Here is a 15591-nt window from a genome sequence, read left to right as displayed (position 1 = left end):
CTCAAATTAGTCAATGCTGTGTGGTAAACTGTCATGGGCTGTCCTGCCTCCGCTGCATGTAATTTCGGTTTTAATTATGTACATTGTTGGCCTTGTTATGAAGCAATCAAATATTTTCAGGTACCTGTTCATAGATGACTATTCGGCCACGCCGAAATACCAGCAGCTGGCCAACGCCATCATCAAGGCGGTGGGCGAAGGAAAGATACAGCGGGACGAGATATTGCCCTCCATCAACGAGCTGAGCTACGAGCTGGATATTTCGCGCGATACGGCGGAAAAGGCCTTCAAATACCTGAAAGGCCGCGGCGTGCTGGGCTCTGTGCCCGGCAAGGGGTATTATGTGATGAACACGCTGCCCGGCCAGCCCTACAAGATATTGCTGCTCTTCAACAAGCTCAGCGAGCATAAAAAGATCATTTACGATTCTTTTGCCGGCAAGCTGGGAGAACAGGCCAGTATTGATTTCTACATTTATAACAGCGACTTTGGGCTGTTCAAGAAACTGCTCTCCCGCAACCTGCAGGAATACACCCATGTGGTGGTGCTCCCCCACTTCCGCGAAAGGCAGCAGCACCTGGAAGAGCTGATCAACGCCATACCCCGTGAAAAGCTGATACTGCTAGACAAGAAGCTGAAAGGCCTCACGGGCGAGTACAGCGCGATATATGAAAACTTCAGGGGAGATATCTACCACGCGCTGGAGCAGGCGAGAGACCGGTTGCAGAAGTACCGTACGCTGCGCCTCCTGTTCCCGGAAAACACCTATTACCCGGAAGAGATCAGGGAAGGGTTCCTGCAGTTCTGCCAGGATTACGCTTTTCCCGGCACCGTGGTATCTGACATTGCCGCCGGGACCGTCAACACCGGCGATGTGTTCATCAACGTGCGGGAGCATGACCTGGTGGCCCTGATAGAAAAGGTCCGCTCGCTGGACCTGGCCATTGGCAGGGAGGTGGGCATCATTTCATACAACGAAACACCGCTGAAAAAATTCATCCTGAACGGCCTTACCACCATTTCCACAGATTTTGCCATGATGGGCGAGCTGGCCGCCGGCCTTATTATGGACAACACCATGGCCCAGATAGAGGTGCCCTTTAACGTAACCATGCGGGAATCCCTGTAGGACAGCGGATTATTTGCCTTTTCCCGGTGAAAAGGCCTTATATTTGCAGTCCCAAAGAAAGGGTATTTTTTGCCTAAAAAATTAACAATCAATTGGTTAGGTAGCAAGTGGATGGCCCGGCGCTTTTGGACGGCCCGGGGGCGTTTGACAGGAGGAAAGGCCCGTGTACACTGCCAACGCTGCATCCGGCCTGCTAAAAAGGCAGGCAAACCCTCTCCGCGGGGGGCATGGCACAATCTTCGTGTGCTAGTGCTTCACGGCCCGAACAAGCATGTATATTCTGTGTTTTAATATATTAACAAAAAACAAATGGCAACCGTAACCAGAGAGAACATTGGTTTATTAAATGATAAGATCACTGTGAAAGTGAGCCAGGAAGATTACCTTCCTAATTTCGAGAAAGCAGTGAAGCATTTTTCAAAGAACGCTAACATCCCGGGGTTCCGCAAAGGCCAGGTACCCGCCGGTATGATCAAAAAAATGAGCGGCCCCGCTATTTTCCAGGATGAAGTGCTGAAAACCGTAGAAAAAGAACTGATGGGTTACCTGCAGCAGGAAAAGCTGGAAATATTTGCCCAGCCCCTGTCTACAGACACGGAAGCCAGACAGCTGGACTATGCGCAGCCCGCAGTATACGATTTCAGTTTTGAAGTAGGGCTTAAACCCTCTTTTGACGTAACGCCGCTGAACGGCAAAACCTCCCTTACCCGTTACAACGTATCCGTAACTGACGATATGGTGAACCAGGAGCTGGAACGCCTGCAGCTGAAAGGCGGTAAAATGAGCGAGCCTGAAACCATTACATCTGAAGATAACGTACTGAACATCGAGTTCCAGGAAAGCGATGCCAAAGGCAACATAGCCGAAGGCGCTGAAAAGAAGGAGAACTCCCTGCTGCTGAAATACTTTGCGCCCGCCGTACAGGAAAAACTGCAGGGCAAAAAAGCAGGAGACACCCTGGTGATACAGCTCTCCAAAGCCTTTGACAAAGAACGCCAGGAGTTCATTGCCAAAGACCTGGGGCTGGATGCCAACGATAAAGACGCTGTGAAAAAATATTTCCAGCTGACCATTACCAAAGTGGGCCTGATAGAAAAAAGGGAACTGAACGAAGCGTTCTTCCAAGAGGTATACCCCGGTCAGGACATCACCACAGAAGAAGCATTCAGGGCCAAACTGAAGGAGGAGATCGGCAAATACTGGAAACAGGAAGCCACCAACCACCTCCATAACGACCTGTTTGAGACCCTGGTGCACGAAACACCCATCGAGCTTCCGAAAGAGTTCCTCAAACGCTGGCTGCAGAAAGGCGGCGAAAAGCCCAAAACAGCCGAGGAAGCCGAGCACGAGTACCCGAATTTCGACCATCAGCTGCGCTGGACGCTGATCAGCGATAAACTGATCCGCGACAATTCACTGGAAGTTTCCTTTGAGGAACTGAAAGAGAACGCCCGTACCAAGATCATGGGATATTACGGCCTGGGCGGCGAACAGGCAGAGTGGCTGGACAGCTACCTGGAGCGCCTGCTGCAGGATGAAAAATATGTAGACCAGACCTACCGCGAAATGATCACCCAGAAGCTGTTTGATTGGGCTGAAACCAAGGTGAACGTGAAAGAAGAGGAAATAACCGCAGAAGAATTTGTAAAATTACCTCATAAACACCACCATCATGAACATTAATAACGAATTTCGGAAATATGCCATACAGCACCGCGGTATCAGCAGCCTGGTAGTAGACAGTTATGCCCGTCACCAGATGAACTCCCTGACGCCCTACATCATTGAGGAACGTCAGCTGAACGTAACGCAGATGGACGTGTTCTCCCGCCTGATGGCAGACCGGATCATCTTCCTGGGAGACCCTATTAACGACTACGTGGCCAACGTGATCACCGCGCAACTGCTGTTCCTGGAATCTGCAGACCGCAACCGGGATATCCAGATGTACATCAACAGCCCCGGCGGCAGTGTGTACGCAGGCCTGGGCATCTATGATACCATGCAGATCATTTCCCCGGAAGTAGCCACCATCTGCACCGGCATGGCCGCCTCTTTCGGCGCCGTACTGCTGGTAGCCGGCACCAAAGGGAAACGCACCGCGCTGAAACACGCCCGTGTAATGATCCACCAGCCCCATGGCGGCGCTGAAGGCCAAACCTCAGACATCGAGATCACCGCCCGTGAGTTCGTAAAGCTGAAAAAAGAGCTGAACGAGATCATCGCTTCCCACAGCGGCCAGCCCGTGAAAAAAGTGGAAAAAGACGGTGACCGCGATTACTGGATGACCGCGGACGAAGCCAAGGAATACGGTATTATCGACGATGTGCTCGAAAAAAACCCGAAAAAGAAAGCAGCGGAAAATAATCCTCAATAATGCTGAAACGTCCCGCTCCGGCGGGACGTTTTTCATTTACCACACCAACATCCAAATGCTTGTTAAAACCTGCATTTTCCGGGTACTAACCGGTAAAAAAGTGTAATTTTACTGTTCCGGCGGCTACGCCGGCCATTGAAAAGAACATAATAGCTGATGAAACGCAAGTTCCGTCAGGCCATTGAAAAAGACATTTAATTACTGATGAAACGCAAGTTCCATCAGACCTTTGAAAAAGACATTTATTACTGATGAAACGCAAGTTCCATCAGACCTTTGAAAAAGACATTTATTACTGATGAAACGCAAGTTCCATCAGACCTTTGAAAAAGACATTTATTACTGATGAAACGCAAGTTCCATCAGACCATTGAAAAAGACATTTAATTACTGATGAAAGATTCCAAAATACGCTGTTCGTTCTGTAACAGGAACAAAGACGAAGTGAGGATACTGATAGCCGGAGCAGAGGGGCACATCTGTGAAAACTGTGTGGCCAATGCGCAGGAGATCATTGAGCAGGAACTGAACCCCGGCGCGGAATCCCGCAAACCGTCCGGCTCCTCCAACTTTGTGCCCAAAGTGGCCAAACCGGTAGAGATCAAACAATTTCTGGACGAGTACGTGATCGGGCAGGACGATGCCAAGAAAATACTGGCCGTAGCGGTATACAACCACTACAAACGCCTGAACCAGCAGGTAACGGACGATGATGTGGAGATCGAAAAAAGCAACCTCATCATGGTAGGCGAAACCGGTACCGGCAAAACCCTGCTGGCCAAATCCATTGCCAAACTACTGAACGTTCCCTTCACCATTGTAGACGCCACCGTGTTTACAGAGGCAGGGTATGTGGGAGAAGATGTGGAAAGCATTCTCACCCGCCTGCTGCAGGTATGCAATTATGACGTGGAAGCTGCCGAACGCGGCATTGTTTACATAGATGAAATAGACAAGATTGCCCGCAAGAGCGACAACCCCTCCATCACCCGCGATGTGAGCGGCGAAGGCGTGCAGCAGGGCCTGCTGAAACTGCTGGAAGGCACGGAAGTGCTGGTACCCCCGCAGGGCGGCCGCAAACACCCGGAGCAAAAACTCATCAAGGTAAATACCCAGAACATCCTGTTCATCTGCGGCGGCGCATTTGACGGCGTAGACCGTATTATCAGCCGCCGGATCCAGACGCACTCCATCGGCTTTACCGTAAATAAAGACAAGGAAGAAGACGCCCGCAAACATATTCTGCGCTATGTGAACTCGCAAGACCTGAAGCAGTTTGGCCTCATTCCCGAGCTGCTGGGCCGTTTGCCGGTGGTTACCTACCTCAACTCCCTGGATAAGGACGCCCTTACCGCCATACTCACCCAGCCGCGCAACGCCCTGGTAAAACAGTATAAAAAACTGTTCACGGTAGAAGGCATTGAACTGGAAGTGGCAGACGATGCCGTGGAGTACATTGTGGACAAGGCCCTGGAATACAAGCTGGGCGCCCGCGGCCTCCGCTCCATTTGCGAAGTGCTGCTGGCAGACGCCATGTTCCACATGCCTTCCGGTACAGAAAAATCTTTTGTGCTCACCCGCGCCTATGCAGAAGAGAAGCTGGAAAAAAGCACACTGGTTACTTTAAAAGTTGCTTAAACCCTTAATGCATGCAAGAGCTGATCCAACAATTAAAAGACAAGGCCGGTATTAATGACGAGCAGGCCGTAAAGGCCATAGAGGCGGTAAAAGACTTTGTAAAAAGCAAGCTGCCTCCCATGATAGCCGGTAATGTAGACGCCTGGTTTACCGGCATGGCCGGCGGGCAGGCGCAGCCTAAAAAGGCCGAAGACGATTTTCTTGACTAGGCGGCCGTACGGAACAGGCGCACCAGGTCATAAAACAGGCAGAATGCCATGTTGCCCATGTTCCTGAAAAAAGCGATCAATAACAATAACATCATTTCCAATTTAAGAAAGAGGCGCGCCTTATGGTAGCGCCTCTTCGGTTTTACAATATATCCGGCGGGGCTGTGCGGCCCTTGCGGCGCTTATATGACGGCGCCCGCCCGGTACCACCCCTACGCGGGAAAATTTCTTTTCCCGCAGCCTGCACCATGGTTATAAAGTTTTCAGGTAGAGATAAATGGCCTCCAGCTCACCATCTGTGTACTGGTTGGTCATTTTCCAGGGCATGTCTTCATTTTTCAGTTGCCGCCCGTCCGGCGTTTTGCCGGTGCGCAGCGCCGTTACAAATTCCGGCATGCTCCATTTGCCGATGTTGCCTGTGGTAGTGATGTCTCGCACCGGCGTACCGCCCGGGATGGGACTGTCTCCCCCTTTCAGGCTGGGGCTGTGGCAACCTGTGCAGGACATGGAGAGGTATTGCCCGTATTCCGCGGATACCGTTCTTTCCACTTTGGCCGGAGACCGGAAACCGTGGTCTATTTTATCTGCCGGTATCAGCGGAAGTTTATCCAGACCCGACAATACAGTGCCCAGCGGGCCAAGCGTGGCAGGCGGCACCTCATGGTCAACCGGAGGAAGCGATTCAAGGTAAGCCACCAGGCTTGAGATATCATGATCAGACATTTTATAGTATTCGTAAGAAGGCATCACGAGCAGCGGCTTATAGTCGCGCTTCAGCCCGTGGCGCAGCGCCAGCAGCCACTCCCTGGCGCCCTGGTCCGCGGGTCGCCCGCCCTTGCCGGCGGTAAGGTTGGTGCCGGAAATGGCGCCTATCATCTTGTCTTGCATAAAAAATTTACCCGCGCCGTTGTCTCCATGGCAGTCTCCGCAGCCCTTGGTGGCGTAGATATGCGCTCCCTCCGCTATGGTAGCTGAATCAGAAGGAATTTCGAGCATCCGTACTTCTACGTTGTAAGTTTTGGCCCTTTTGTTATTCACATAAATATGCATAACAAAATAAAATATAAGGAGGGCGCCGATGAAAGTGGCAATAATGCCGCCTGTCCATTTCAGTATTTTCCGCAACATATTTGTGGTTATTTTTATGACCGCAAAGTTATTTCGCGGCCTGGCCCCAACAGGTACGACAAACGGATAAACATATACGAAAAACGGATTTACGACATGACCCCAAAAACAACTACGCATGCGATGCACGTCATCGCCAACCACGCATTTTTTACAGACCATGCCGGTTTTTACCATGCTGTTTACCAGGAAGAAGAAGACGGCTGGGATCCCTTACAGGCGCTGATGCATTTCCAGGTAGATGCCATGCCGGCTTCATGCATCCCTGCCGCTGACCTGCAACGGCTGCAGCAGGTAAAAGATTATCTGCGGGAATCTTTCCTGTGCCCCCGGCTAAGCCTGCAGGGGCTTTGCAGGAAGTTCGGGCTGAACGAGTTCAAGCTGAAAAAAGGTTTCAAGCAACTGTTTGGCAACACGGTATTTGGTTATGTGCAGGAGATGAAGATGAAAACGGCCCGGCAGTTTTTAGCGGAAAGAAAGATGAACGTGAATGAAGTGGCGGATTACCTGGGCTACAGCACGCCCAATCATTTTTCTGCCGCCTTTAAAAAGATGTACGGACACAAGCCTTCTCAACTGATGGAGTTTGGGGGAGGTACCCAAAACTAAAACCGCCCCGAATGAGGCGGCTTTACTTTGGAGTAGAAATTTTCTCGATCTTTCTGTTTTGTGTTTAAGGTTGATAAATTGGTAAGGAAAGTAATTAACCCAAATTTAACTTTCTGTTTACAATTTTCCATCACACTTATGTGTATTTATAAAAAAAAATTGAGAAAATGAAACGCTGGCCTGCTAAGTTTTAGCAGGCCAGCGTATTTACAATTGGTTAAAAAATATACTTTGTTGAAAGAAAATTAGAACTCTGCTCACTCACGATCTGGTTAATGAGCGCTTTGTTCTCATCGGTCTGTTTGGTGGCCACCAGCGAGCGGATAGAAAAGGCCCGCAGCGCGTCAAACACGGAAAGGGTGGCCTCTGCAGAGTCTTTTCTGCCGGTGAAGGGGAAAATATCAGGGCCGCGCTGGCATTGGCAATTGATGTTGACCCGGCTTACCTGGTTGACCAGCGGATCTATGAGGGAAGCCAGCTCCGCCGCATCATTGGTAAAGAGGCTTACCTGCTGGCCATGGTCAGAGGCTATCAGGTAATCAATGGGCGTTTCCACGCTGTCATACGGCAACACGGGTATTACCGGCCCAAATTGTTCTTCCCGGTAGAGCTTCATCTTTTCATTGACCGGGTACACCAGCGCAGGATAAACAAAAGACGCATTTGCAGCCCCGCCATGGGTATTGATCACCTTTGCCCCATGCGCTACCGCATCTGCCACGCAGCTCTGCAAATAGCCCGGTTTCTGCGGCTCCGGCAGCGGGGTGAGGAACACGTCCTTTTCCCAGGGCATCCCGAATTTCAGACGGCCCACCGCCTCGGCAAACTTGTTCAGAAAGACATCCGCCACGCTGCGGTGTACATAAATGATCTTGATGGCGGTACACCGTTGCCCGTTGAAAGAAAGAGAGCCCAGCACGCATTCCTTTACCGCCAGGTCTATATCCGCCTTGTCCGTAATAATGGCCGCGTTCTTGGCGTCCAGCCCCAGTATGGCCCGGAGGCGGTTTACCTTGGGGTGCATTTTTTTCAGCTGGTTGGCCACTTTGCTGGAACCGATCAGCGTGAGCACATTGATCTTGCCGGATTCCATCAGCGGCCCAATGATCACGTTGCCGCGCCCGTAAATAGTATTCACCACACCCGGGGGGAAACACTCCCTGAATGCTTCCAGCAGCGGGTAATGCAATAATGTGCCGTGTTTGGGCGGTTTGAAAAGCAGGGTGTTGCCCATGATCAGCGCCGGAATAAGCGTGGTGAACGTTTCGTTGAGCGGGTAGTTGAAGGGGCCCATGCACAGCACCACGCCCAGCGGGGAACGGCGTATCTGGCCTATAATGCCCTGTTCAATGGCAAAACCGGAAGATTTACGGTCCAGGTCTTTCAGGGCGTCAATAGTGGCGTGAATATATTCTACCGTGCGGTCAAATTCCTTCACGGAGTCCGCCCAGGATTTGCCGATCTCCCACATGATCAGCTTCACTACCTCCTGCTTTTTTGCGATCATTTTGCCCGCAAATTTTTCTACGCAGGCAATGCGTTCGGCCACGGACATGGTGGGCCACTCCCCCCGCCCGTTGCGGTAAGCACGGATGGCGGCGTCCAGGGAGGCCATGGCCTCTTCTTCGCCGCACAGGGGATAGGAGCCTATTACCTTTCGCTCCAGGCCGTTCTCGGTTTTAATACAGATGGGAGACAGTACGGTATGCACATCGCCGCTCCAGTTCTTCATAACGCCATCAGAAAGGTATTCCCGCTGATGAAGCTCGGCCGGCAGGTTATATTCCGCGGGGATGGCGGAAGCTGCCGGGAAAAGATTACTAAGTTGTTCCTCGAAAGTGGTCATATGTAGTGGAAGTGTTAAGCATATAGATAATTAGCAATTGCAATCGTTTGCAAAAATACACAGGAATATTCAAGCGGCAGATACTATTTTAACATACCCCCCGGCCGTTTTTCCTTCGGTTCTCGTTCGCTTCTCCTTCGCTTCTCGTTCGCTTGAGGTTCGCTTAGGGGGTATATGTTAAAATAGTATCAGTTAAACGATAAGGGCCGGCATAAAAGTAAAGTCTACTTTTTAGCCGGCCCTGTTTTTTATTGACCACGGTTTTATTTCTTCAGCGCCTCACGCGCAATCACTATTTTTTGTATTTCGGAGGTGCCCTCGCCTATGGTGCAGAGTTTGGCGTCCCGGTAATACTTTTCCACGGGGAAGTCTTTTGTGTAGCCATACCCTCCAAAGATCTGCACGGCATCGTCTGCCGTTCTGACCGCCACTTCCGACGCGTAATATTTGGCCATGGCCGCCTGCTGCGTCATGGGCAGGTGTTTGTTTTTCATGTCCGCGGCCTGCATAGTGAGCAGTTCCGCCGCGGCGATGTTGGTATGCATGTCCGCCAGCTTGAAAGAAACCCCCTGGAAGCTGGCAATAGGCTGGTCAAACTGATGGCGCTCCTGCGCGTACTTCAGCGCCGCGTCGTACGCGCCTTTGGCAATGCCGAGAGAAAGGGCGGCAATGGAAATGCGCCCGCCGTCCAGCACTTTCATGGACTGGATGAAGCCCTCTCCTTCCTGGCCAAGGAGGTTTTCAGCCGGAATGCGGCAATTGTCGAAGATCATTTCCGCCGTTTCGGAGGCGCGCATGCCCAGCTTGTTCTCTTTTTTGCCGCCGCTGAAACCGGGCGTGCCCTTCTCTACAATGAACGCGCTCATGCCCCGGCTGTCCCGCAGCGCTCCCGTGCGGGCTATCACCACGGCTGCATCGCAGCTTTTGCCGTGCGTGATCCAGCATTTGGTGCCGTTGAGCACCCATTCATTGCCTTCCTGGCGGGCCGTGCATTTCATGTTCATGGCATCGGAACCGGTGTTGGGCTCTGTCAGCCCCCAGGCCCCTATCCACTCCGCGGTGGCCAGTTTGGGTAAATATTGCTGTTTTTGCGTTTCGCTGCCGAATTGGAGAATGTGCCCTGTGCAAAGAGAATTGTGTGCCGCCAGGCTCAGGCCGATGGCGCCGCAAAAGCGCGCCACTTCACTTACTACCGTTACATATTCCAGGTAGCCCAGGCCGGAGCCGCCGTAATTTTCCGGTACCAGTACGCCCATCAGCCCCAATTCTCCCATCTTTTTAAACAGTTCCACAGGAAAGGTCTGCGTTTCGTCCCACTCCAGCACATGCGGCTGGATGTGCGTTTTACCAAAATCCCTGATCACCTGTGTTATCTGCAATTGCATGTCCGTTGGCTGAAAGTTCATAACCGGAAGTTTTGTTTTAATTGGCCACTAAGTATTTTTCAAGTTTACGATAAATGGAGTCATTCACCAAAGCAATGCGCTGCAGCTCCGCAGGATGCCTGAAAGGCCCGTGGTTACTGCGGTACCGTACTATCAACCGGGCCAGTTTCGTGTTAATGTATGGATGTTCGGCCAAAGATTTTTCATCTGTCTGGTTCAGATCGGTCTTTCTTAGAGAAACCTCACGCATCACCAGCATCCCTTGAATTTTTTTAAATACGCTGTCTGCCAGCCCCCATGTTTCACCCACCTGGGCCATCTCGTAAAAACCGCCCAGGCGCTCCCTGAACCGCATAATGCGCCCCGCCAGCACCGGCCCTATGCCCGGCAGGCTCTCCCAGGCCGCGCTGTCTGCTTCGTTGATGTCAATCACACGGGCGGGCCTGTTGTATGTCCGGTAACCGCTGTCTCTCCGGAATGCGGATGCGCCGGAACTGTTCCCTTTCCGCCACTGGCCATGAAAGGCAAAGCCCCTCCCCGCGCTATCCCCTCCGTACGCTGATCTCCTCCCCCTGCCATCACTGCGCTCAAAACGGTACCGCCCGTCCCGCTCAAAACGCCGCCAGCCGCCACCAGTGACCGCATTTCCACTCCTCCCCCCATACGGGTACGCGGCCCGCTGCCCATCCTGTTCAAATGCCCGCCGCCGGCTATGCGCAACACGCGCCTGCGGGGCATTGCCTGCCAGCAACGCCTCTACCGCCAGCGCCGCCTCGTGGAAACCGGCCGTATCATTCGCCATCTTGTTTGTGTGAAAAAGGGCCCAGCCGGCGGGGAAACATTCCGCCGCTACTATCAGGGCTAACAGGAAGGCAATGCCCATGCGCTCCCTCCGGGAAAAATCAAAGTAATCCTTAACGATCTTGTTCGGCACAAACAATGGTGGTTGGTTGATGCCAAATTTCGGGAAAGTTCTGCTGTACCAATAAAAAAGAAGTGACTAAATAGAATACTGCGGGTGCCATTTTTTTTCAGGGCCCACACCGCATTTTCCTGCAACCTGCGTCGCGCCGCCTTTCTCTGCCAACCGGCCAATACACGTTACGCGCCTGCAAACAGCGGCGCCTACACGTCCACCACCAGCCCGTCATACGCCAGCGCCGTGCCCGTGGGCAAGCCCGGTTCCACCTCCGCATGCAAACCCAGCTGGTGGCTGATATGCGTAAAATACACCTGCGGCACTCCCAGCTCCCGGCCCAACTCCAGCGCCTCATCCAGCGTAAAGTGGGAAATATGCTTTTCCCGGCGCAGGGCGTTCAGCACCAGCACCTTTGAGCCCCTGATCTTTTCTTTCTCTTCCGGGGCAATGTAGTTTGCGTCCGTGATATAGGTGAAGTCGTTAAACCGGAAACCCAGCACGGGCATTTTATGGTGCAATACGTTAATGGGCGTAAACTTCAGGCCATTGATGAAGAACGGGTCGTTCAGGATGGTGCGCAGGTTCAGCTCCGGTATGCCGGGATACTTGAAATCCGCAAAGGCATAGGAAAACTCGCGCATGATCACGTTCTGGGAATAATCAGAGGCATAAATATCAATAGGTCGCTGCTGAAAATAATTGAACGCCCTGATATCGTCCATACCGGCAATATGGTCTTTGTGGGAATGGGTGATCACTACGGCCTCCAGCGTTTTTACGCCGGCCCGCAGCATCTGGTACCGGAAATCGGGCGTAGTGTCCACTACAATATTACCGGCGTCGGAATGAATGAGGATGCTGCTCCGCAGGCGCTTGTCACGCGGGTCTGCAGATGCGCATACCTTGCAGGGGCATGCTATGACGGGTACGCCCTGCGAAGTGCCTGTTCCGAGGAATGTTACTTTCAAAGCGTCTGGTTAAGCGGGTGTTTCAGTTGAAGGATTTTCCTCTTCGCCCCCGGCGGCCTTTTCGGCGGCATCACGACTATCTACCACCTGCCGGTACAGCTTCTGGGATTCCGGCGTCAGAAAGCCCTCTTCCAGGGTGATAGACGGCAGTATGTCCATCAGGGTATTGATCCGCCCTTCCACGTTCAGGAATTTGTTGATCACCACTACTTTCTTGTGCTCCAGCACGCAATAGCCGGAGTTAAAGGTGCCTTTTTCGTACCGCAGAATGTATTTCGCCTCTTCAAAGATCTTTTCCAGCTTCGCCAGGTTGGCGGGGGTACTTTTCAGGTTCATGACATCTTCTTTTAAAATCCGCTATTTGCTCACCATCCGGGCCACCGGAACAATCATTTCCTCCATGGAAATGCCGCCGTGCTGGAAGGTATTGCGGTAATAGTTCACGAAATAATTATAGTTGTTGGGGTAGCAAAGATACCCGTCTTCGCGGGCAAAGATATAAGAAGAATTGACATTCGGCTTGGGCAGCCCTGCCTCGCGGGGGTCCCGGAAGGCCAGCACCTCCTTGGGGTCATAGTTGAGGTTGCGCCCGTGTTTGTACCGCAGGTTGGTGGTGGTCTGCTTGTCCCCGATCACCTTTACCGGCGTTTTTACCCGCACGCTCCCGTGGTCCGTGGCCACTATCAGGTTGATCTTTTTGTCTGCCACCTTCCGCAGGGCCTGGTGCAGGTGCGAGTGCTCAAACCAGCTGGCGGTAATGGAACGGTAAGAAATTTCATCGCCCGCCAGCTCCTTCAGCACTTCCATTTCCGTACGGGCATGGCTGAGCATGTCCACAAAATTATATACGATCACGTTCAGCGGGTAATCCAGCATATTGTGCATGTTGTTCACCAGGTGCTGCCCGTCCGCATGGTTGATCACTTTCGTATAGGAGAAACGGTTATCCATTTTCAGCCGTTGCAGCTGGTCCGCAAAAAAATGCTCTTCATAGAGGTTTTTACCGCCCTGCTCATCGTCATTTTTCCACTCCTCCGGGAACCGGGCCTCTATCTCCGCCGGCAGCATGCCCGCAAAAATGGCGTTGCGGCTGTATTGGGTGGAGGTGGGCAGTATGCTGTAAAAGGTGTCTTCCTCCACTACCCGGAAAGATTCCCCGAATATGGGCTGTATGGTCTTCCACTGGTCATACCGGAGGTTATCTATCAGCACAAAAAAGTTCGGCAGGTCAGGGTCCATATAAGGCACCACCTTGTCACGGAAGAGGGTATGGCTCATCACGGGCGCTTCTTCGTTGCGCGGGTGCATCCAGCTCCCGTAATGGCGGCTGATGAACTTGGCAAACTCGGTATTGGCCTCCGCCTTCTGGGAATGCAGCACCTCCAGCATCTCGGGGCTGTCACTCTTGCTCATTTCCATTTCCCAGTATACCAGCTTTTTATAGATATCCGCCCATTCCGCATGGTTGGGGTTATCGTTCAGCGCCATGAACAGGGAGCGGAACTGCTGCTGGTAGGCCGTGGTGGTCTTTTCCGCCACCAGCCGCTTGTTATCTATGATCTTTTTGAGAGAAAGCAGTACCTGGTTGGGGTTGACCGGTTTGATCAGGTAGTCCGTGATCTGGGAGCCAATAGCATCGTCCATCACGTTTTCCGCCTCGTTTTTGGTGATCATCACCACGGGTACCTGCTGGTTGGTTTCCCGGATGCGGGCCAGCGTTTCCAGGCCGGTAATACCGGGCATGGACTCGTCCAGCAGCACCACGTCTACAATATTGTCTTTCAGAAATTCCAGCGCGTCGTAACCATTGGTGAGCGCTGATACGTTATAGCCTTTATTTTCGAGAAAAATGATCTGTGACTTAAGGGAATCGATCTCGTCATCTACCCAGAGTATGTTGATTTGCGTCATGAATTTTTTTTGGACTGCTTTAAAATTACCGAAATCCGGCAAAAATCGTTCCTCCAAAATATATGAAACTCTAATAATTCGTTAAATTATGGGGGTTTGCCGTTTCCGGCGCGTCATTCCTCCGGCGCCGGGCATAAAAGTTAGGGGCAAAGCTGTAGATTTGTAGGGACAGATATTAAAAAATCCGAATGACTGACCGCAAACGAAAGATTGTAAACGACCCCGTTCACGGGTTTATTACCATCGATCATCCATTGATTTTCAATCTCATATCACATCCGTACTACCAGCGGTTGCGCCGTATTCACCAGATGGCGCTGGCCAACATGGTGTACCCCGGGGCCATGCATACCCGGTTCCACCACAGCATGGGCGCCTACCACCTGATGAGCTGCGCCCTGCAGGAGCTGCGGGGCAAAGGGGTGGTGATCACGGAAGAGGAGGATGTGGCGGCAAAAATGGCCATATTATTGCATGACATAGGGCACGGGCCTTACTCCCACGCGCTGGAACACAGCCTGGTGGAAGGGGTTTCGCACGAAGAGATCTCGCAGCTGCTGATGCAGACCCTTAACCGGGAAATGAACGGCATGCTTGATCTCACGCTGGATATATTCAACGGCCGGTACCATAAGCAGTTCCTGCACCAGCTGGTGTCCAGCCAGCTGGACGTAGACCGGATGGACTACCTGAGCCGGGACAGCTTTTACACCGGGGTGTCTGAAGGAGTGATCAGCTATGACCGCATTATCAAAATGCTGACCGTACACAAAGGGGAGCTGATGGTGGAGGAAAAGGGGATCTATTCCATAGAGAAGTTCATTGTGGCCCGCCGGCTGATGTACTGGCAGGTATACCTGCATAAAACGGTGCTGGCCGCGGAAAACATGCTGGTAAAGGTGCTGCACAGGGCCAAACAGCTGGCCCTGGGGGGCGCGGAGCTGTTTGCGTCACCCGCCCTGCAGTATTTTTTATATAACCGTGTAGGAAGGGGGGAATTTGAGGAAGACGAAGAATGCCTTTTCCAATTTTGCCAACTGGACGATTATGACGTAATGGGGGCTATCAAGGTATGGACGCAGCACCCGGACAAGGTGCTGAGCCTGCTTTGCCAATGGCTCGTGAACCGCCAGCTTTTCAAGGTCACCCTCGGCAATGAGGCGTCTGACCCTGGGCTGGTGGCCAACCTGAAAGAAAAAGTGAAAAAAAGATGGGAACTGACAGACGGGGAAGCGGATTATTTCGTATTTACGGATACCGCCAGCCTCAGGGCATATGACGCCAGTGACGAAAAGATCAATATATTATTCAAGGATGGCACTGTGAGGGATATTTCTTCTATCGACAATGCCCTTGTATCGCATACTTTGGCAAGACCGATAAAAAAATTCTACATTTGTCATCCAAAAATCTAGGCTAACAACGTTTTATACGGGCGCAACATGTTAGAGAATACATTCATATTATCCGGA

The 15591-nt window shown here is 52.0% G+C and carries 14 protein-coding genes; 7 read left to right on the top strand and 7 right to left on the bottom strand.

Annotated elements, in window-relative coordinates; translation table 11 throughout:
* Positions 1-97: 97 nt before the first annotated feature.
* The 5 genes from D3A97_RS09815 (at position 98) to D3A97_RS09795 (ending at position 5353) form a co-directional block, all read left to right on the top strand.
* On the top strand, positions 98-1129 hold the full coding sequence (locus D3A97_RS09815) for a GntR family transcriptional regulator (RefSeq protein WP_119078513.1): 1032 nt from the start codon (positions 98-100) through the stop codon (positions 1127-1129).
* 309 nt (positions 1130-1438) lie between these two features.
* A complete protein-coding gene (gene tig, locus D3A97_RS09810) occupies positions 1439-2812 on the top strand; it encodes a trigger factor (RefSeq protein WP_119078175.1) in 1374 nt (457 codons plus the stop codon).
* Positions 2802-3506 carry an ATP-dependent Clp endopeptidase proteolytic subunit ClpP gene (gene clpP, locus D3A97_RS09805; RefSeq protein ID WP_119078174.1) on the top strand — a complete coding sequence of 235 codons (705 nt, stop codon included), beginning with the start codon at positions 2802-2804 and terminating at the stop codon, positions 3504-3506. Before tig ends, clpP begins: the two co-directional genes overlap by 11 nt.
* 393 nt (positions 3507-3899) lie before the next feature.
* On the top strand, positions 3900-5144 hold the full coding sequence (clpX, locus tag D3A97_RS09800; RefSeq protein WP_198673912.1) for an ATP-dependent Clp protease ATP-binding subunit ClpX: 1245 nt from the start codon (positions 3900-3902) through the stop codon (positions 5142-5144).
* A gap of 11 nt (positions 5145-5155) precedes the next feature.
* Positions 5156-5353: a DUF2267 domain-containing protein gene (locus D3A97_RS09795; protein WP_119078172.1), complete on the top strand. Its 198-nt coding sequence runs from the start codon at positions 5156-5158 to the stop codon at positions 5351-5353.
* A gap of 252 nt (positions 5354-5605) precedes the next feature.
* Here the strand turns inward: D3A97_RS09795 and D3A97_RS09790 are convergent, their stop codons facing one another.
* Positions 5606-6481 (bottom strand): c-type cytochrome, encoded by an 876-nt coding sequence (locus tag D3A97_RS09790; protein WP_157986455.1) that lies wholly within the window; start codon positions 6479-6481, stop codon positions 5606-5608.
* Between the two features lie 96 nt (positions 6482-6577).
* Between D3A97_RS09790 and D3A97_RS09785 the strand changes: the two genes are divergently transcribed.
* Positions 6578-7090 carry a helix-turn-helix transcriptional regulator gene (locus D3A97_RS09785; protein ID WP_157986454.1) on the top strand — a complete coding sequence of 171 codons (513 nt, stop codon included), beginning with the start codon at positions 6578-6580 and terminating at the stop codon, positions 7088-7090.
* 217 nt (positions 7091-7307) lie between these two features.
* On the opposite strand, the gene D3A97_RS09780 is transcribed toward D3A97_RS09785, so the two are convergent.
* The 6 genes from D3A97_RS09780 to porX form a co-directional block, all read right to left on the bottom strand.
* Positions 7308-8936 (bottom strand): NADP-dependent glyceraldehyde-3-phosphate dehydrogenase, encoded by a 1629-nt coding sequence (locus D3A97_RS09780; protein WP_119078170.1) that lies wholly within the window; start codon positions 8934-8936, stop codon positions 7308-7310.
* A 263-nt stretch (positions 8937-9199) separates the two neighbouring features.
* Positions 9200-10342, bottom strand: a complete 1143-nt coding sequence (locus D3A97_RS09775) for an acyl-CoA dehydrogenase family protein (RefSeq protein WP_119078169.1) — start codon at positions 10340-10342, stop codon at positions 9200-9202.
* A 16-nt stretch (positions 10343-10358) separates the two neighbouring features.
* Positions 10359-11255 carry a ComEA family DNA-binding protein gene (locus tag D3A97_RS09770; RefSeq protein ID WP_157986453.1) on the bottom strand — a complete coding sequence of 299 codons (897 nt, stop codon included), beginning with the start codon at positions 11253-11255 and terminating at the stop codon, positions 10359-10361.
* A gap of 191 nt (positions 11256-11446) precedes the next feature.
* Positions 11447-12208 (bottom strand): MBL fold metallo-hydrolase, encoded by a 762-nt coding sequence (locus D3A97_RS09765; RefSeq protein ID WP_119078167.1) that lies wholly within the window; start codon positions 12206-12208, stop codon positions 11447-11449.
* 9 nt (positions 12209-12217) lie between these two features.
* Positions 12218-12544 (bottom strand): hypothetical protein, encoded by a 327-nt coding sequence (locus D3A97_RS09760; RefSeq protein WP_119078166.1) that lies wholly within the window; start codon positions 12542-12544, stop codon positions 12218-12220.
* A gap of 21 nt (positions 12545-12565) precedes the next feature.
* Positions 12566-14119: a T9SS response regulator signal transducer PorX gene (gene porX, locus D3A97_RS09755; protein ID WP_119078511.1), complete on the bottom strand. Its 1554-nt coding sequence runs from the start codon at positions 14117-14119 to the stop codon at positions 12566-12568.
* Between the two features lie 188 nt (positions 14120-14307).
* Here porX and D3A97_RS09750 point away from each other — a divergent pair, with 188 nt between their 5' ends.
* Complete coding sequence (locus D3A97_RS09750; RefSeq protein ID WP_119078165.1) at positions 14308-15534, top strand: HD domain-containing protein; 1227 nt, start codon at positions 14308-14310, stop codon at positions 15532-15534.
* Positions 15535-15591 lie beyond the last annotated feature (57 nt).

Source organism: Chitinophaga alhagiae (genome assembly GCF_003568665.1).
Taxonomy (GTDB): Bacteria; Bacteroidota; Bacteroidia; order Chitinophagales; family Chitinophagaceae; genus Chitinophaga; species Chitinophaga alhagiae.
Note: the sequence above shows the minus strand (reverse complement) of the source record. Positions and strands in the feature narration are given on the sequence as shown.